This window comes from Rhizobium sp. S96 (genome assembly GCF_030382195.1).
Lineage (GTDB): Bacteria > Pseudomonadota > Alphaproteobacteria > Rhizobiales > Rhizobiaceae > Rhizobium.
Window position 1 is genome coordinate 3,522 of record NZ_JAUDRY010000037.1, and the last position, 16,733, is coordinate 20,254.

The following is a 16,733-nucleotide window of genomic DNA, read 5'->3' on the forward strand; positions in this document are numbered from 1 at the left end:
AGACGAAGCCGAAACGCCGCTGACCGAAAGCTTGTCGCCATCGACATCCGTCGCACCAGCCAGAAGCTGAGCCTGGGTGATCAGATGCGCACCGCTGTCTTCGGCAATCGCCTCAAGCGTCACCGGCGGAGCAACAGGCGCATCATTGACCGGCGTGATGTCGAGCGTTGCACTGCCGGCAACCGTCGTCGTGCCGTCGGACACCGTGTAGCTGAAGCTGACGGACGTGTCGTCGTTGGCAGCCGGCGTGAAAGTCCAGGTGCCGTCGTGGTTGTCGACCAGCGTGCCCGACGAAGCCGAAACGCCGCTGACCGAAAGCTTGTCGCCATCGACATCCGTCGCGCCAGCCAGAAGCTGAGCCTGGGTGATCAGATGCGCACCGCTGTCTTCGGCAATCGCGTCAAGCGTCACCGGCGGAGCAACAGGCGCATCATTGGTGCCGTGGATGACGACGGTGATGGCCGTCGGTGTCGCGGACGTGCCGTCGCTCACCTGCACCATATAGGTGACGGTAAGCGTCTGGCCCTTTGCCAGGAAATCGAGGTTCTGCGCACCCGGCTCGTACTTCCAGTCGATGAACGAGAGACCGTTCGATACCGGCGCAGATCCGAAGGTCAGCGCTGCATTGTTGGTCAGCGCCGAAAGCAGCGCAGGATCGAGCGTGCCGCCGGACCAGACCGCGGTCGCACCCGTGACGGATGCCGTTTCGACATCGCCGATATCGAAATCGGCCACCATCAGCTGACCGGTCACATGGACGGCCTGCGCGCTGGCGTCGGCCAGTTCGTCGACGTTGTTGATAGCGGAGATCACACCAACCAGCGGGATATTGTTGTCGCCGGTCACATGGATGGTGATCGTCGCGGTCGAGACTTCGCCCGAAGTATCCTTGATCGTGTAGGAGAAGACGTCATCGACCTGCTGGCCCTTGGTCAGCAGCTGCGCGGCAATTCCGTTGGCGGTGTAGCTGTAGCTGCCGTCCGCCTTGATTACGAGGTCGCCATACTGGCCGTGGCTGGTCGTGCCGGCCGCATCGACGGCAGCGGTCGTGCCGTTCGCGCCCTTGATGCCGCTGACGACGAGCTTGTCGCCGGCATCCGGGTCGGTATCGTTGGCCAGCACATTGGTGCCGACGACAGACTTGTTCTCGATCACGCTCGCCTGGTCGTTGGCGGCAGTGGGTGCCTCGCTGACGTCGGTGACCTTCACATTGATCGTCTGCGAGTCACTCAGCGACCCGTCGGAAACCTTCACGACAACGCTATAGACGTTGTCATGATTAGCGTCGGCCGGCGCTTCGAAGTTCGGCGCATTCTTGAAGGTGAGGTTGCCCGAAGCGTCGATGTTGAACAGCGTGGCATCGGCGCCGCTGAGGCTGTAGGTCTTGGTCGGACCGTCCACGTCGGTTGCGGTCACCGCGGTCACAATGGAGGAATTCTCCGCGATCGTCAGACTGACCGTATCGGCGCCACCATTCGAGGTGATCACAGGTGCATCGTTGGTGCCGTTGATCGTTACGGTGACCTGCGTGGTCGTGCCATCCGCGGTTGTGACCGTGAACTTCTCCGTCAGCGTGTCTTTCGCGCCCAGCTGCTGGATCGCAGCCTGATCGTTGTCGGCCGTGTAGGTCCAGTTGCCGTTGCTGTCGATGCTGAAGGTGCCGTAGCTGCCCTTCGTGTTCGTCTGTGCCTGGAATTGGCTCTCGCCAGTGTCGCGATCGCTGATATCGAGGTCACCCTTCGCGACAAGCGTGTGCTGGTTGCTAACGTTGACGTCTTCCTGGACGGAACCCGTCTTGTCGCCGGAGATGACAGGTAGGTCGTTGGTGCCCTTGATCGTGACAGTGATCGTCTGGCTCGCGGAGCCGTCGGCGGAGGTGACCTTGAACGTCTCCGTCAGCGACTTGTCGGCGCCGAGCTTCTGGATCGCGCTCTGGCTGTTGTCGGCCGTGTAGGTCCAGTTACCGTTGCTGTCGATGCTGAAGCTGCCGTAGCTGCCCTTCGTGTTCGTCTGCGCCTTGAACTGGCTCTCGCCGGCGTCGACATCGACGATACCAAGAATGCCCTTAGCAACGAGGTTCTGGCCGATGACGCCGACGTCTTCCTGGACCGAACCAGTCGTCGCGCCGGAAATGACTGGCACGTCGTTGGTGCCGTAGATCGTCACGGTGACCGTCTGCGTGGCGGAGCCGTCGGCGGAGGTAACCGTGAAGGTCTCCGTCAGCGACTTGCTCGCGCCGAGCTCCTGGATCGCCTTCTGGTCGTTGTCGGCCGTGTAGGTCCAGTTGCCGTTGCTGTCGATGCTGAAGCTGCCGTAGCTGCCCTTCGTGTTCGTCTGTGCCTTGAACTGGCTCTCGCCGGTGTCACGATCGCTGATATCGAGGTCACCCTTCGCGACAAGCGTGTGCTGGCCGCTGACCTTGAAGTCTTCCTGGACCCAACCGGTCTTGTCGCCGGAGATCGCAGGCACGTCGTTGGTGCCCTTGATCGTTACGGTAATCGTCTGGCTGGCGGTGCCGTCAGCCGACGTGACCTTGAAGGTCTCGGTCAGCGTGTCTTTCGCGCCAAGCTGCTGGATCGCTGTCTGACCGTTGTTGGCCGTGTAGGTCCAGTTGCCGTTGCTGTCGATGCTGAAGCTGCCGTATACGCCCTTCGTATTCGTCTGCGCCTTGAACTGGCTCTCGCCGGCATCGACATCGACAATGCCAAGAATGCCCTTAGCAACAAGGTTCTGGCCGATGACGCCGACGTCCTCCTGAACCGAACCCGTCGTCGCACCCGAGATCACAGGCACGTCGTTGGTGCCGACGATCGTCACCGTGATGGTCTGCGTTGCAGAGCCGTCAGCGGAGGTGACCTTGAACGTCTCCGTCAGCGTGTCATACGCGCCAAGCTGCTGGATCGCCTTCTGGTCGTTGTTGGCCGTGTAGGTCCAGTTGCCGTTGCTGTCGATGCTGAAAGTGCCGTAGCTGCCCTTCGTGTTCGTCTGCGTCTGGAACTGGCTTTCGCCGGTATCGCGATCGAAGATATCGAGGTCGCCCTTGGCAACGAGCGTGTTCTGACCGCTGACCTTGACGTCTTCCTGGACCCAACCCCACTTGTCGCCGGAGATAAAGGGTACATCGTTGGTACCGTAGATCGTCACGGTGATCGTCTGCGAGGCAGTGCCGTCGGCTGACGTAACCTTGAACGTCTCGGTCAGCGTATCGTTCGCGCCGAGCTGCTGGATCGCATCCTGGTCGTTGTTGGCCGTGTAGGTCCACTTGCCGTTGCTGTCGATGCTGAAGCTGCCGTAGGCACCCTTCGTGTTCGACTGTGCCTTGAACTGGCTCTCGCCAGTGTCGCGGTCGTTGATATCGAGATCACCCTTGGCAACAAGCGTATGCTGAAAGAAGCCGACGTTGTCTTCCTTGACCCAGCCGGTCTTGTCGCCGGAGATGGAAGGTACGTCGTTGGTGCCGTTGATCGTGACGGTGATCGTCTGCGTGGCGGAGCCGTCTGCGGACGTGACCTTGAACGTCTCGGTCAGCGACTTGTCCGCGCCGAGCTTCTGGATCGCATCTAGGTCGTTGTTGGCCGTGTAGGTCCAGTTTCCGTTGCTGTCGATGCTGAAGCTGCCGTAGCTGCCCTTGGTGTTCGTCTGCGCCTTGAACTGGCTTTCGCCGGTATCAACGTCGGTGATGCCCAGAGCACCGGTCGCGACAAGCGTGTGCTGGGCGCTGACATTGACGTCTTCCTGGACCGAACCTGTCGTGGCGCCCGAAATCACGGGCACGTCGTTGGTGCCGTTGATCGTGACGGTAATCACCTGCGTGGCAGTGCCGTCGGCGGAGGTAACGGTGAAGGTCTCGGTGAGCGACTTGTTCGCACCAAGCTGCTGGATCGCATCCTGGTCATTGTCGGCGGTGTAGGTCCAGTTGCCCTTGCTGTCGATGCTGAAGGTGCCATAGGCCCCCTTCGTGTTCGACTGCACCTGGAACTGGCTCTCGCCGGCATCGACATCGACGATGGTCAGAGCACCGCTGGTGTTCAGCGTATGCTGCTGAACGTTGATCTCGACGTCTTCCTTGACCGAGCCCGTCGCGGTGCCCGAAATCACAGGTACGTCGTTGGTGCCGGTGACCGTCACCGTGATCGTCTGCGAGGCAGTGCCGTCGGCGGACTTGACCGTCAGGGTTTCCTGAACGACGTCCGTCCCGCCCAGTGACTGAGCAAGAGCATTGTTCAGCGTGTAGGTCCACTGGCCGCTGGTCGTATCGAAGGTAAACTTGCCGTAAGCGCCATCGAGCGAAGACGGGCTCTGGAAGTGCGCCTCGCCGTGATCGACGTCCTTTACCAACAGCGTGCCGCTTGCCTGCTGAACGCCATCCTCGACAACGGCCCCTGCAGCGTCGCCGCTGATCGAAGCGACGTCGTTGGCGCCGATGATCTGGATCTGGTAGACGGTCGTCGTGCTGTCGCCATCGCTGTCGGTGACCGTCACCGGAATGGTAACCGTCGCGATTTCGCCGGCATTCAGCGATTCGAACGATCCCTGATTGATGATGATCGCGCCGGCCTCACTATCGTAGTGATAAAGCTTCGAATCCAGCGTGAGGGCGATGCCGCCGGCCGTCGCTACGGTCGCGGAACCCAGCGTAACGCTTCCTGCACCATCGGCGCCGAAGGAGAAGTCGCTGCCTTCGGTGAAATGGAAGGAGAAGTGTTCGCTGTCTTCGCCAGCCGTGGCGGTAAAGACCGGCACGTCGCTGGCGCCCGTCTCCGTCAGGCTGACGTTTGCGAGGTAGGTACCGGTGTTATCAATGGCATGGCCGTTGGCATCGCTGCCGATTTCCTTGAAGGTCAGCGTGTCGACCCCGCCCGACGACGTCAGGCCGGTGATCGTGATCTTGTCCATCACCTGACCGTCATCCGGCGAGTAGGTGCCGACGAGCGCGCCATTCCAATAGACTTGGAGACCTGCCGAATTCGGCTCCGGCGAACCGATTTCGAACGTCAGGGTCAGCTGCTGACCCTTCGTCAGGCCGCTGATGTCCTGCGAGATGGTGGTCTCGCCCGGCGAGGCGCCGAGATCGACCATCGGGTTGCCGTTCGTAGAGGAGATGCCGCGATAGCCGCTCTCGACGCGCTCCAGCTGAACCGGGTCGTTCGTACCTTCGATGTGCCAGCCGATACCGCCCGTTGCCGAGCCGCCCTGCGGGCCGCCCCAGTCGGAATGCTGCGTCCAGCTGGTGTCGCCGCCGGAGAAGTCGCCGTTGGACAGCAGGTTTACGGCCTGCGGTGTGGCATCGATCGTCGGCGTGTCATCGTTGACGATGACGGTGAACGAACCGGTGACGGTGTCGCCGTCAGCATCGCTGGCGGCAAAATTGAAGGTCAGATCGACCTGCTTGTCATTCGATTCGCCGATGTGATCGATGCTTTGAAGAAGCGTGAAGGTGTACGAGCCGTTGGATGCCTGCGGGTCCAACGTGACGATGAAAACCGGGGTCTCACCTGCATAAGCAGTCAGCGTGTGGCCGCCATCGGTCACTTGGTAGGTGAGTGGTACATCGTGGTGAGACAGGCCGCTCAGCTGCTCCTGGATGTCACCGAACTTCAGATCGCGGTGTTCGCCGTTGTCAGCGCCCCAATCGACGCCAAGGCCGGAGGTCGTGCTCGCGCCGCCCTCATTATGAATCGCGGCTTCGCTTACGGCCGAAGGGCCAACGCCTTCGCCGAGGCTCGGGCCATCGTCGAGAATATCGATCGAGCCGATGCCGGTTACCTTGTCGCCGCTCTTGTCCGTGACCGTGTAGCTGAACTGCAGACGCAGTACGTCATCCGCGCCGGTGTCTCCCTTGTCAGGATGATCGAGCGGTCCGAGCTGCGTGAAGGTGAAGGCACCGGTCGTGGGATTGGTAACGGTGAGGAGGAACACCGGAATGCCGCCGGCGGTACCCGTGATCGTCAGGCCGTTGACAGTGATGACGACGTTTTGGCCATCCGACTTCAGATCGAGGTGGCTGCCGTTCTGCGTTCCCTCGGCCATATCGAGCGAATCGGCAAGCTTGATGCTGGTGATGACGCCGCGATCCGAGCCGGCATCGAAGCCGAACCTGCCCCTGACGGTCTGCGGATCGAAGCCGCCTTCGCTGCCTTCCGTTTCCGTGATTGTGAGCAGGGTGGTCGAGGTAATATGGGGCACGCCGTTGAACAACTCGCGGTCTCCACCGGGCGTGTTGTCAGGCTGCTGCGTGTCGGCGAGAAGGCGCGCCATATCGATCGGCGTGCGGGCGCCGGGGTTAATGCCGTCCTGGAACTGCGCGCCGGAGCTCGATGGCGAGGAGCTGGCGGAATAGGAACCATCCGGACCGGCCGCAACGTTGATCTTGCTCTGCTCGAGCGCCGCGATCACGGCCTGCTGCGGCAGCTCGACTTCGCCGAGCAGGAAGGTCGGAACGTGGAGCGCACCGTTGACGATGACGATTTCCGTGCCGTCAGCCTGAACGAGAACGAGGTTGTGTCCTTCGACCCGGATATCGTCGATCGACGCGCCGGCCGGCAGGTGGGCGATGTTATTCTGATCCGGAACCACTTCGGTGGCATGTGCGGCGGCTTGAGCCTCGGGAGCGGCCGGAACGCGATCCGTCTTGCCTGCCTGCTGGCCGTCGTCTGCCTGCGCGACCTCTACGCCCTGAGCGGCGGAAGCCTGAAGCGCTGCATCGTCATGAATACCGGAAATGACCTCGTTCGAGACATGTTCACCGTCAACTGCCGAAATGCGCTGATCTTCGATAGACATACAAAATACCCCAAAGTGAAACTGGGGCCAATCAATTACGCCGGTGTTTTAAATGCAATATGCCCGAAACCCCGCCGATATAGCCGGTTATGCACCCACCCAAAAATATTCAGGAACGGTTAACCGCATTGGCAACCAAACCACCAAAAAGAACGCTAAAATTCTAATAAAATGAATGCAATACGGCTTTCTCGCCCGTTTGAACGAGAAGTTGCGCGAAGGCGATTCGCCCCTGTTTTTGCAACGAATAGATGGGGAAAAGGCAATCCGCATCGATGCGCAATACCGGCTGATGCAGTGAGTCGGGACGCCTCTGTCGGCGTCCCTCAACCGTTAACGAGTGCGCCGGGTCGGGCGCTAGCGTTTTGGAGCCACGAGACAGAAAAACGCGCCCTGCGGGTCCGATGCCTGAATGATCCAGCTGCCGCCGGGCACCTCCATGGGGCCGTTCAGCACGGTGCCGCCCCCTGTCTTGACGCGATCGATCGCGGAATCGATGGCCGGAACGTTGAAATAATAGCACCAGGCGGGCATCGGCACCGTCGGTGGCTTCGTCATGATGCCGCCGGCCTGCGTGCCATGTTCGGCGAAGATGTGGTAGACGCCCATGGCGCCCATGTCGAAGTCGTGGTCCTTGGTCCAGCCGAATAGCTTCGAATAGAACGCGAACGCTTCTTCGCCGTTGCCGGCATAAAGCTCGTGCCAACCGACTTGGCCGGGGGACCCCATTGGCGCTTCCGGCGGCGGGTTGTCCATCGGCGCAGGCGTCATGATGCAGATGACCGCGCCATGCGGATCGGCCACCACCGCGAAACGCCCAACGGTCGGAATGTCTTCCGGAGGGCGGCGCACGGAGCCGCCGTTTGCGGCGAAATCCTTTGCCGACTGGTCGACGTCATCGACCGCCACGTAGCCGGTCCAGTTCGGCGGAATGCCCTTGCCTTCCAGCTCGGCGGGAAACTCCATCAGCCCAGCCACGCCGACACCGTTTGCCTCGAAGATCGTATACGGCGGCATACCCGGTACGCTCATTTCCGTTGTCGTCCAGCCGACGACCTTGCCGTAGAAATCCACGGCGGCACCTGTGTCCGGTGTCATCAATTCACACCAGATGAACTTTCCATGCGTTGCGGACATCGTGATCTCCCTTTCACGCCCATGCGTTCAGTTCTCGATCAGTCTGAGGCAGCCGGTGGCCGGCCGCCCATCCCTGCCAAATGCGCCACGGCGTTGAAATGGCAAGGCGGCAACATCGTCACATCACTCAGTGGCAGTGCGATGACGCCTGTTGCGCCGGCGCGTACTCGTCGTGGCGCTTGATGAAATCCATTGTCCCCTCCTCGTTGCGGCCTTTGGGCGCGCGGTCGAGGATCATCAACGTCCCGACCATTTCCTCCAAGCCTCGGGCATAACTCGAATAGGTGTGGAACACCTCGCCCTTCTCGTTCTTGTAGAAGGCGCTCATGCCGGGCAGCTCGTCGTTGGCATTGGCCGGCTCGATGGCCGTAAAATTGTAGACGACCTTGTCTCTCGCGAGATCCTCAGGGGTGAACGAGACGTGATAGTCGTAATTGAAGTCGGAACCGAAGGACGACGCCCAGGGAAATTGCCAGCCCATCCGCTTCTTGTAGGCTTCAATCCGCTCGAGAGGTGCGCGCGACACGGCAACCCAGGTGACGTCGTGATTGTTGAGATGCGGTAGCGTGCCGTCGACGTGATCGGAGAGGAAGGAACAGCCGGGACAGCCTGCCTTCCATTCCGGCCCGAGCATGAAATGGTAGACCAGCAGCTGGCTGCGACCATCGAACAGATCAGACAGGCTCTTCCTGCCTGCCGGGGTATCGAAGGCGTAGTCCTTGTCGACCTTCACCCAGGGCAAAGCCATGCGCTCGGCGTTGACCTCGTCTCTGAGGTGGGTTGCCTCCTTCTCCTTGAGAAGCAACGCCCGGCGGGCTTCGAGCCATTCTTCACGGGAAACGACCTGGTTCTGCATCGCTTGCGCCCTCCTCCGGCGCGACCGGGATGGTCCATTCTCCTTTTCCTTGACTATATATATTGATATCAATAGAAATTTAGCATGTCAAACGCGGTCGAGATTCCCTTTGCAACCACCCTTCTGGTACGCGACACCTGCCTGTGCCTGCATGCTCAGCGGGCAGCGCGGGCGCTGGCGCGCCTTTTCGATGAGGCGTTGCGGCCTGTCGGCCTGACCAATGGCCAGTTCTCGCTGATGATGTCACTCAACCGGCCAGAACCGCCACCGATGGGGCCGGTCGCCAAGCTGCTCGCCATGGACCAGACGACACTGACCGCTGCCTTGAAACCGCTGCAGCGCAAGGGTTGGGTCGACATCAAGACCAATCCGAGAGATCGGCGTGGACGGCTTCTCAGCCTGACGGCGGAGGGCAAGGCCGTGCTGGCTGTGGCCGTACCGATCTGGGAGAGCACCCACAAGGCGCTCGAAGACGCCCTGCCCGACGGCAACGGCCACAGGCTGCGGCATGACCTGCTGGCCCTTGCCTAGACAGTGCTTCGTCAGGCTTAAATCTGAAACGGCCTGCTGGAGCAGCCGTTAGGAGGACAGAGGCGATTGATGGAAGATCCATTCCGCTCGCACAGGTATTAACCACATCCAGGGTTCATTGATGTTGGGCGGTGCCACCTCATGTTCTATTGCCGCCGGAACAAACGGAGGGGAGCACTCTTCGTGCACGTCTGCAAATTCTGGAAATCGCCGCCGATTGCGGCCGTTCGACGGTCAATATCAGCAAGTACACAAGCGGCAGATTACGACCAAGATTGTGCCAACTGATCAACTCCAGGAGAGACGATGCGGCGTATTTTTCTTATCATAGGGATAATCTGCTTCGCCTATACTGTTTGGCATGTGGCGATGTCGCGCTCGATCACAGTCCGGCTTGAGCCTGTCGGTTACGAACTGACCTACAGCATGGCATGGGGTCTGGGTATGAAAGAGCGGCTGACACTTAGAAAATTCGGCGCATTTTGGCCAACGCAATCCAGCGAGTGGATTGAAATTTGGAAGAAGCCTTACAATTCGGGAATGGTGGTCTACGTCAGCGACGACGGAGACACGTACTACTTCGGAACTGGCTACCGATTGCACTTCTTTCAGCCTGGAGAAGGCGTTTATTCCACCCCTTGTGACAAGGGCAATATTCCCAAACGGACTCCACTTGCGCGACGCCTGTCGTTCTTTGGAGCAGACGCCGCTGACGAAGATATCGATCCCGGAGCGCCACGCCTTTTCGAATACGTCCCGGCAAACAAACCTGGCGGCGCTGTGCCAAGCTCTCCACCCCCCTCAAGATACTATGCCGGCCTTAGATACCTTGGAAAGTTCGGGCTGGTAGCGACAAGCGAGGGACGAGGCAACGAACTCAGGTTCGTTGCCGCAGGAACCTCCGTCGAACCGCGTCTGGGTCTCCAATTTAGCTGCGGTTAGCGCTTGGATTGCCGCTTGATGGCGCGCTGCTGGGGCACCCTAGCCGGACACGATGCGTAGATCGTCTGCAAAATCCGCGCGTGCGAAGCCGATCCTGATCTTCGGGAAATCGCACAGCGCCTGCACACCGGCTGCCGACAGTCGAATGCGCCAAGTCTGGCGCTCGACCGGTTCGCGCGCGGCAAAGGCGGCCGCGGTCAGCAGCGCGATGTTCCTGCCGTGCTGCGGATCCCGGACGGATTCATAGAGAATTGCCTGGCAGCCAGCCTCGCGCGCGGAGTCGGCCAGCGACTGGCAGGGCTCGTAGCGCAGAAGGTTGGTCCAGACGGCGCGGTCCTGATCCAGCGGCGGGAGGGTCAGGTCGAGAGCGGCACTCGCTTCGATCGACGCGGCAAAGGCGGTGTATTCGGCGGCATTGGCGGGAAGCGGCGTCGCCGGTGAATCGGCAAAGAACAACAGGCGATAGAATGCCATCTCCGCCAGCGCCGTTTCGACCTTCTCCGAGGCGTAGAAGACGCCGAGCGTGCGCCCTGCCCGGCGAAAACGCGAACCGTGCGGATAGACCGCGCCGTAGCGGAAGGGGGTGGCCAGCAGGTAGTCGAGCCCGATGCATTCGGGCGGCAGCGCCGGCTTGCTTTCCTCAAGGAGTGTTTCGAGGAGCGCCTGCTCCTCGAGCGTATCGACGATCTTCAACGTCGAGATCTGGTGCTGCGCCTCCACCAGCCGCCAGAAACGCCCGGAAGCGGCGCGCAGCTCAGACGATAGCGCGGCGGGCGTCCAGATAGGCAATGACATCGGTCAATCCTGAGATACTGACGATCTTTTCAAGCGGCGTGGCGCCAAAGGCCGTGTTTGCGTTTCGCAGCCATTGCCGGGCCACGGCTTCGTCGCCGCCGACGATCGCATCGAGCGAGCGGAAGAGGCGAACGAGAAGAATGGCAAGTTCGAAGGATTTGGAACCGCGATCGAGAAGGTAATCCTGCCGCTTCATCCGCGAGACGGTCGCTTCCGACAGGCCGAGAACCGCAGACAGCGTACGGGCGCTGATGCCGAGACGATCTGCAGCATTGACGGCCGCCTTGGTAATGACGGCGGCTTCCGAGGGGCGCGCACCGGCGCTCTGATTTGCGACGACCATAACCACATCCTTTCACTGGAAAGAATATAGCGATTTTATTTCACATGAAAAGAGCGCCACGCATCTGCGCGGCGCTCTTTTTCTTCAGCCTATGGGATTGTGTCTCAGGCGACGGTGACCGGAACTTCGGTCGATGTGCGCATGGCGTGGCTATAGGGGCAGACGATGTGGGCGGCCGCGGCGAGCTTTTCGGCGGTCGGCTTGTCGAGACCAGGGATGTTGACGGTCAGGGCAACCTCGATGCCGAAGCCGCCGCCATCTTCGCGCGGGCCGATGCCGACGGTGGCGCTGACGGTGGTGTCTTCAGGAATCTTGACCTTTTCCTTGGCGGCGACAAATTTCAGCGCACCGAGGAAACATGCCGAGTAACCGGCTGCAAAGAGTTGTTCGGGGTTGGTGCCGGTGGCGCCGTCGCCGCCGAGTTCCTTCGGAACCGTCAGCGTGACATCGAGAACGCCGTTTTCGGAAACGGCGCGGCCTGCGCGGCCACCGGTGGCGGAAGCTTTGGTCGTGTAGAGGATAGGCATGTCAGTCTCCTTTGCGTTGGGGTTGGATTTTGTATAATGCACAATTAAATTGTGCGCAAGTTAATTTTGCAAATTGCATTCAGAAACCGAAAGGCGGAGAATGCAGGTGTAAGGAATGACGGCAATGAAAACGCAGACGGCTAAGACAATGGAAATTCCCGAAGAGGAAAAACGGCTCGAACGGCAGCTCTGCTTCGCGGTCTATTCGACGGCACATGCCTTCACGCGCGCCTACAAGCCGATCCTCGACAAGGTCGGCCTCACCTACCCTCAATATCTGGTGATGCTGGTGCTGTGGGAGAAATCGGAGTTGCCGGTCAAGATCATCGGCGAGCAGCTGGATCTCGATTCAGGGACGCTCTCGCCCCTGCTGAAACGTCTCGAGCAGAACGGTCTCATTACACGGACGCGCGATCCGAGGGACGAACGGCAGGTCATTGTCTCGCTGACCGCCAAGGGCGATGCGATGAGAGGCGACGTCGACACCATCATGGCCTCGATCGGCCAAGCAGCAGGGTGCACGCTCGATGAAATGGTGACGATCCGCGAAATGCTGCAGGGCCTGCGGGCAAACCTCACCTCCGCGGTGTAGGTGAGCCCTCGCGCGCGTTGCCTGCCTCAGCCGACCTCGCGGAGTGCCTTCATCATCTCGCGCAGCCCCCGGCTCAGATGCTTGTCGCGGCGGATGACCATGCCGAGCTTGCGCACGAGCGGCGGATTAACCGGCGAAATTTCGAGGAAACCTGCACGGTCGCGCTTCAGGGCCATGGCAGGCAGGATCGACCAGCCAAGCCCTGCTGCCACCAGTTCCTTGATCGCCTCGACACTGCCGAACTCCATGGCCGGCCTCGCCACGAGACCGGCAGAGCCCATCCATTCATCGATGCTCCGCCGCGTATTGCCTCCGTCGTATAGCAACAGCATCTGCTCGTTGACGAAGGACGCATCCGGCCCACCCTCGGGAAACGATGAACCATGCGACGCCACCGCCACGAGTTCGTCATCGCAGAATTCCTCGATCTCAAACGATCGTCCTGAAGCCGGCAGCGTCACCACCGCGAGATCGAGGGTATTCGCTTCCAGATCGCGCAGCACTTCGTCGGTATTGCCGATGCGGACAATGATCTCCAATCCAGGCATTCGGGCCTTGGCCATCTTGATTGCCATGGGCAGCAGATGGGCCGAGGCGGTTCCGCCGCTGCCGATGCGCACGCGGCCGGTCTGGCCGCTCTTGTGCGGCGTCATGGCCTCCTCCGCAGAAGCCAGTTCCTGCATGATCCGCCGCGCGTAAACCAGGAAATCCATGCCTGCCACAGTCGGCTGCGCACGTCTGCCGACCCGCTCGATCAGGCGGACGCCGAGCCGCTGCTCCAGCAGCTTGATCTGGAGGCTCACGGCAGGTTGCGTCACGCCCGCCTTGTCGGCGGCTGCCGTGAAGCTTCCCAGATCGGCGACATGAATAAAGGTCTGAAGCTGGTCGAAGCCGAACGCCATACAAATTTTCCCTTATACTTTGCATAAGATCCATAAGCTTCATTAAGGCAGACTTCCAGCGCATTGTCGGGAAAAGGCGATGGAGACTGAAGACATGACAATGGAAACGGCAGCCGACGAGAGGGACGCGAGCCGGCTTGAAATGCTTCTGAAGAGCATCCGCCGGGTACTCAACATGATTGCGAACATCACCGAGAAACGCCGCAGCCGCGCCATACTCTCGGAACTCACGCGCGACCAGCTGGACGATATCGGCCTCTCCCCTTCGGAAGCTAGGAAGGAAGCTGCGAAGTCTGCCTTCTGGGGATGACGCAGCGTTGCGCTATGGATCACCGACGCCGAATACTGGCTGAAGCCAGGTCGACTACTCGGCCCATTCGGGATCGGTGGTAAAGGCGATTGTCAACCAGCGATCGCTGCTCTCGCCTCCGATCGCCTCGCCGATCTCGTCACGAATGTGGTCCCACTCCTCCAGGCTCTTGGCGGGCCAGTTCTGCGGCGCGATGAAGTAGAGCTCCACCTGTATCGCCCGCCCTACCTTCGCGACGTAGGCACGGTAGGAGAGAAACCCCAACCTCGACACCACGTCGCCGGCGACCTGATCGACATGCGCCTTGAGATCGGCGGGAGCGATCAGCAGCACGTCCGCCAGCGCCTGCCGCATGGTTCCGATCGGCATCGGAATGATGACGAGGCTGACGATCGCCAGCGCCACGGGATCGATATAGGGAGACAGCCATTCGTGCCCGGCCTGATCGGCCGCATAGCCGATCAAAAAGGCCAACAGGAGTGCTACGGTAATTCCGCCCGACATGATCCACGAGCGAACGTCGAGCGCCACGAAGTCCGACTGCAGCCGGCGATTTGCGCGCGTTCCGAAGGCCGCCATCGCCACGCAGGCGACAAGGGTGACGACCGCATAGACAATGGCAAAGCCGAATTCGAGATGATGCCCACCGTTCAATATGCTGATGATCGCATTGATCAGCGCATAGATTGCGACAGCAAAGAGCAGCGTGCCTTGCATGCCGAGGACCATCGGTTCGAGATGCCAGAAGCCCATCGTAAAGCGGTTGCCGAGCCGCCTGGATAGCGCATCGTTCTGGGCCGATTTCGCGATCAGCGAGGAAACGGACAGTGCCAATACGGTCATTCCGGCATCCGCCAGCGCATAGACGCCGTCGAATGTTATCGACGACGATCGCGACAGGATACCGAAGGCGATCCCGAAACCCGCTACCAGCACGGTCGCAATGATGGAGATCCGAAGGACACCCTGCTCGTTCTGCATGTCATTCCCCGATTCCGCAGGATTTCATTTCACCCGGGAAAACCCGCGGCCTCCAGCTTCTGCCACAAACCTTGCCGGAAGGATGCGGTGCGGGCTTGCAGCAACTGGTCGAGATATCGACCGTTGAGCAGCAGCGCGTTTGCCCGGACATGCGCCACGTCGCGTCGCGCCATCGCCGCACTGTCCAGTGCCTGATAGCACGCCCCTCTCAGCAGGCGTCCCCAGTTATATTCGGGCAGCACGGTCAGGAACCGGTCAAGGCAGGTGATCGCATCCTCGTAGTTGCCGGAGGTATAGTGGGCATCGGCCCGAAACAAGAAGATCGGATGATAGTCGGGGCTGACCTGATCGGCCTGGTCGAACGCCAGATGCGCCTCGTCGATTGCCCCGGAAAAAGTCAGGCCGATGCCAAGCCAGGTGTGAAACTCCGCATCGTTGGGATTGAGGTCCACCGCCCTCCTCAGTGCATCGAGACCGGCACGGGCGTTTCCGAGGTAGGTTTCGGCAAGGCCAAAGGCGCTCAGCAGGTAAGGTTCGTGATCATCCAGCGCCAAGCCTGCCAGCACGATTTCGTGCGCCTCCCTGAAACCGCGATCAGGATCATCGAGCCAGCCGTTGAAGCAGGAATGGAAATTTATCCAGGCAAGGCTTTCGCGTACGAGCACGTGGTTGGGATCGATCGCCAGAAGGCGTTCGCAGAGCCGTCGGGCGCGGATCATGCCTTTCAACGTCGGCCGCTCAACGTGGTGGAAAACCTGCAGGTAGAGCTTCTCGGTGCCGATGCCGCCCTCCGGCTCCATGGCCGAACTGGCCGCCGCGTGTCGCATCAGGATGTGATAGAGATTGCCGCTGATCTTGCGCACGAGCCGGTCCTGGCCGGCAGCAGATTCCAGATTTTCTCCCGTGTATTTGCGGCTCCATATCTGCGTGCCGCTTTGTACGGAGATCAACTGCGCCAGCGCCCATCCTGTCTCGCCCTGCCCCTGAACCGCGGTCTCCAGGACATAGTCGGCGCCGACCCGCTGGCCGATATCCTCGACCGTCTCATGGCGGGCGTCCAGCGCCAGCATCGTCGCGGCGGCAATTACCGAAAGCGGAGAAAACAGGCCGAGTTCGCCGATCAGCTTGCGGGTCAATGTCTCGGCGGTGAGCTTGTCATCGCGATCGTGAGAGAGGCTTCTGATGGGTAGGATCGCAATCCGCGGTTTGCCGTTGGCCACTTCCGGCGGCAGCGGCCGTGGCTCGCGAATTCGATCGATCAGCTGCTGCGTTTCCTGATCCGGAGCGACACCAAGATTGGCATCCAGCAGTGCCTTCAGGCTCTCATAGTGCTTGATGGCACGGGCGCGTTCACCGCGCGTCTGATGATAGCGCAGGATCGTCCGATGGGACGGCTCATGATAGGGATCGCGCCGCAGGAGGCATCGTGCGGCAAGACAAGCCTGCTCGACGTCACCGGCCCTCTCCAGCTTGTCCGCGAGGCCTGCCAGGCAATCGACCAGCAAGTTGTGGTGCCGGCTCCGCTCGATCACCAGCCATGCCTCCAGTGTTTCGTCGTGGAACACCAGTCCCTCCAGAAACTCTCCGTCGAATGCATCGAGCGCTGACGGCAGACGTCCGGCGCCGGCGCTTTCGACGAGCGTGTGGATGTCGGTCGCAACAGCATCGCGCCTTGCCCAGCCCGATGCACTGTCGAAAACAAAGGGCGAAACGCCATGGCCATCGACCGCATGGCGGATGGTGAAGAATGCCTGGCGAAGGCTGTTGCGGGCATGCTCCTCCGTGCGTTCGGCCCACAGCAGGCCTGCGAGCTTCGAACGTGAAATCGGCTTCCCGTTCGAGAGCGCGAGCATCGCGATCAGCGCCTGATGCTTGCGCGACGCGATCACAATATTCTCGCCCGCGGGGGAGAGAAGCTGGAATTGACCATGCAGGCGCAGCGTGAACCGCATCGCTTCCCCGTGCAATTTCTAATTTAGCATTTACTATAACGCTCATATAACAGCAGGAAAGCGAGCCCTTGTCATAGTGATT

At 60.7% G+C, this 16,733-nt stretch carries 13 protein-coding genes; 4 read left to right on the top strand and 9 right to left on the bottom strand.

The genetic code is table 11. The annotated features are described in order from the left end of the window. The 3 genes from QTL94_RS24860 to QTL94_RS24870 form a co-directional block, all read right to left on the bottom strand. On the bottom strand, positions 1-6,783 hold a 6,783-nt coding region (locus QTL94_RS24860; protein ID WP_289803365.1), incomplete at its 3' end, for a VCBS domain-containing protein. Between the two features lie 357 nt (positions 6,784-7,140). Continuing rightward, positions 7,141-7,920 carry a VOC family protein gene (locus tag QTL94_RS24865; RefSeq protein WP_289803366.1) on the bottom strand — a complete coding sequence of 260 codons (780 nt, stop codon included), beginning with the start codon at positions 7,918-7,920 and terminating at the stop codon, positions 7,141-7,143. A gap of 127 nt (positions 7,921-8,047) precedes the next feature. Next, positions 8,048-8,776: a DUF899 domain-containing protein gene (locus QTL94_RS24870; protein ID WP_289803367.1), complete on the bottom strand. Its 729-nt coding sequence runs from the start codon at positions 8,774-8,776 to the stop codon at positions 8,048-8,050. An 84-nt stretch (positions 8,777-8,860) separates the two neighbouring features. On the opposite strand from QTL94_RS24870, the gene QTL94_RS24875 reads away from it, so the two are divergent. Both QTL94_RS24875 and QTL94_RS24880 read left to right on the top strand, forming a co-directional pair. Continuing rightward, on the top strand, positions 8,861-9,307 hold the full coding sequence (locus QTL94_RS24875; RefSeq protein ID WP_289803368.1) for a MarR family winged helix-turn-helix transcriptional regulator: 447 nt from the start codon (positions 8,861-8,863) through the stop codon (positions 9,305-9,307). A gap of 306 nt (positions 9,308-9,613) precedes the next feature. After that, positions 9,614-10,249 carry a hypothetical protein gene (locus QTL94_RS24880; protein WP_289803369.1) on the top strand — a complete coding sequence of 212 codons (636 nt, stop codon included), beginning with the start codon at positions 9,614-9,616 and terminating at the stop codon, positions 10,247-10,249. 39 nt (positions 10,250-10,288) lie between these two features. Here the strand turns inward: QTL94_RS24880 and QTL94_RS24885 are convergent, their stop codons facing one another. From QTL94_RS24885 to QTL94_RS24895, 3 genes are all read right to left on the bottom strand, one after another. Next, the gene (locus QTL94_RS24885; RefSeq protein ID WP_289803370.1) at positions 10,289-11,044 is read right to left on the bottom strand and encodes an RES family NAD+ phosphorylase; all 756 of its coding nucleotides are present in this window, start codon (positions 11,042-11,044) and stop codon (positions 10,289-10,291) included. Continuing rightward, positions 11,004-11,387 carry an MbcA/ParS/Xre antitoxin family protein gene (locus QTL94_RS24890; RefSeq protein WP_113523291.1) on the bottom strand — a complete coding sequence of 128 codons (384 nt, stop codon included), beginning with the start codon at positions 11,385-11,387 and terminating at the stop codon, positions 11,004-11,006. The genes QTL94_RS24885 and QTL94_RS24890 overlap by 41 nt, the downstream gene beginning before the upstream one ends. Before the next feature lie 104 nt (positions 11,388-11,491). Further along, positions 11,492-11,914 carry an organic hydroperoxide resistance protein gene (locus QTL94_RS24895; RefSeq protein ID WP_065689817.1) on the bottom strand — a complete coding sequence of 141 codons (423 nt, stop codon included), beginning with the start codon at positions 11,912-11,914 and terminating at the stop codon, positions 11,492-11,494. A gap of 115 nt (positions 11,915-12,029) precedes the next feature. On the opposite strand from QTL94_RS24895, the gene QTL94_RS24900 reads away from it, so the two are divergent. Further along, positions 12,030-12,506 (top strand): MarR family winged helix-turn-helix transcriptional regulator, encoded by a 477-nt coding sequence (locus tag QTL94_RS24900; protein WP_289803371.1) that lies wholly within the window; start codon positions 12,030-12,032, stop codon positions 12,504-12,506. 26 nt (positions 12,507-12,532) lie between these two features. Here QTL94_RS24900 and QTL94_RS24905 read toward each other — a convergent pair whose 3' ends face one another. Continuing rightward, positions 12,533-13,408, bottom strand: coding sequence for a LysR family transcriptional regulator (locus QTL94_RS24905; RefSeq protein ID WP_289803372.1), 876 nt, complete (start codon positions 13,406-13,408; stop codon positions 12,533-12,535). 94 nt (positions 13,409-13,502) lie between these two features. On the opposite strand from QTL94_RS24905, the gene QTL94_RS24910 reads away from it, so the two are divergent. Next, positions 13,503-13,718 (top strand): DUF1127 domain-containing protein, encoded by a 216-nt coding sequence (locus QTL94_RS24910; protein ID WP_354666077.1) that lies wholly within the window; start codon positions 13,503-13,505, stop codon positions 13,716-13,718. Between the two features lie 54 nt (positions 13,719-13,772). Here the strand turns inward: QTL94_RS24910 and QTL94_RS24915 are convergent, their stop codons facing one another. Together QTL94_RS24915 and QTL94_RS24920 are read right to left on the bottom strand one after the other, a co-directional pair. Continuing rightward, the gene (locus QTL94_RS24915) at positions 13,773-14,699 is read right to left on the bottom strand and encodes a cation diffusion facilitator family transporter (protein WP_289803373.1); all 927 of its coding nucleotides are present in this window, start codon (positions 14,697-14,699) and stop codon (positions 13,773-13,775) included. 29 nt (positions 14,700-14,728) lie between these two features. Next, positions 14,729-16,651, bottom strand: coding sequence for a BTAD domain-containing putative transcriptional regulator (locus tag QTL94_RS24920; RefSeq protein WP_289803374.1), 1,923 nt, complete (start codon positions 16,649-16,651; stop codon positions 14,729-14,731). Positions 16,652-16,733 lie beyond the last annotated feature (82 nt).

What these genes read in the sequence shown, in the direction of transcription:
- QTL94_RS24865 (WP_289803366.1), bottom strand. Translation starts at nt 7,920, where the DNA reads ATGTCCGCAACGCATGGAAAGTTCATCTGGTGTGAATTGATGACACCG.
- QTL94_RS24870 (WP_289803367.1), bottom strand. Translation starts at nt 8,776, where the DNA reads ATGCAGAACCAGGTCGTTTCCCGTGAAGAATGGCTCGAAGCCCGCCGG.
- QTL94_RS24875 (WP_289803368.1), top strand. Translation starts at nt 8,861, where the DNA reads ATGTCAAACGCGGTCGAGATTCCCTTTGCAACCACCCTTCTGGTACGC.
- QTL94_RS24880 (WP_289803369.1), top strand. Translation starts at nt 9,614, where the DNA reads ATGCGGCGTATTTTTCTTATCATAGGGATAATCTGCTTCGCCTATACT.
- QTL94_RS24885 (WP_289803370.1), bottom strand. Translation starts at nt 11,044, where the DNA reads ATGTCATTGCCTATCTGGACGCCCGCCGCGCTATCGTCTGAGCTGCGC.
- QTL94_RS24890 (WP_113523291.1), bottom strand. Translation starts at nt 11,387, where the DNA reads ATGGTCGTCGCAAATCAGAGCGCCGGTGCGCGCCCCTCGGAAGCCGCC.
- QTL94_RS24895 (WP_065689817.1), bottom strand. Translation starts at nt 11,914, where the DNA reads ATGCCTATCCTCTACACGACCAAAGCTTCCGCCACCGGTGGCCGCGCA.
- QTL94_RS24900 (WP_289803371.1), top strand. Translation starts at nt 12,030, where the DNA reads ATGACGGCAATGAAAACGCAGACGGCTAAGACAATGGAAATTCCCGAA.
- QTL94_RS24905 (WP_289803372.1), bottom strand. Translation starts at nt 13,408, where the DNA reads ATGGCGTTCGGCTTCGACCAGCTTCAGACCTTTATTCATGTCGCCGAT.
- QTL94_RS24910 (WP_354666077.1), top strand. Translation starts at nt 13,503, where the DNA reads ATGACAATGGAAACGGCAGCCGACGAGAGGGACGCGAGCCGGCTTGAA.
- QTL94_RS24915 (WP_289803373.1), bottom strand. Translation starts at nt 14,699, where the DNA reads ATGCAGAACGAGCAGGGTGTCCTTCGGATCTCCATCATTGCGACCGTG.
- QTL94_RS24920 (WP_289803374.1), bottom strand. Translation starts at nt 16,651, where the DNA reads ATGCGGTTCACGCTGCGCCTGCATGGTCAATTCCAGCTTCTCTCCCCC.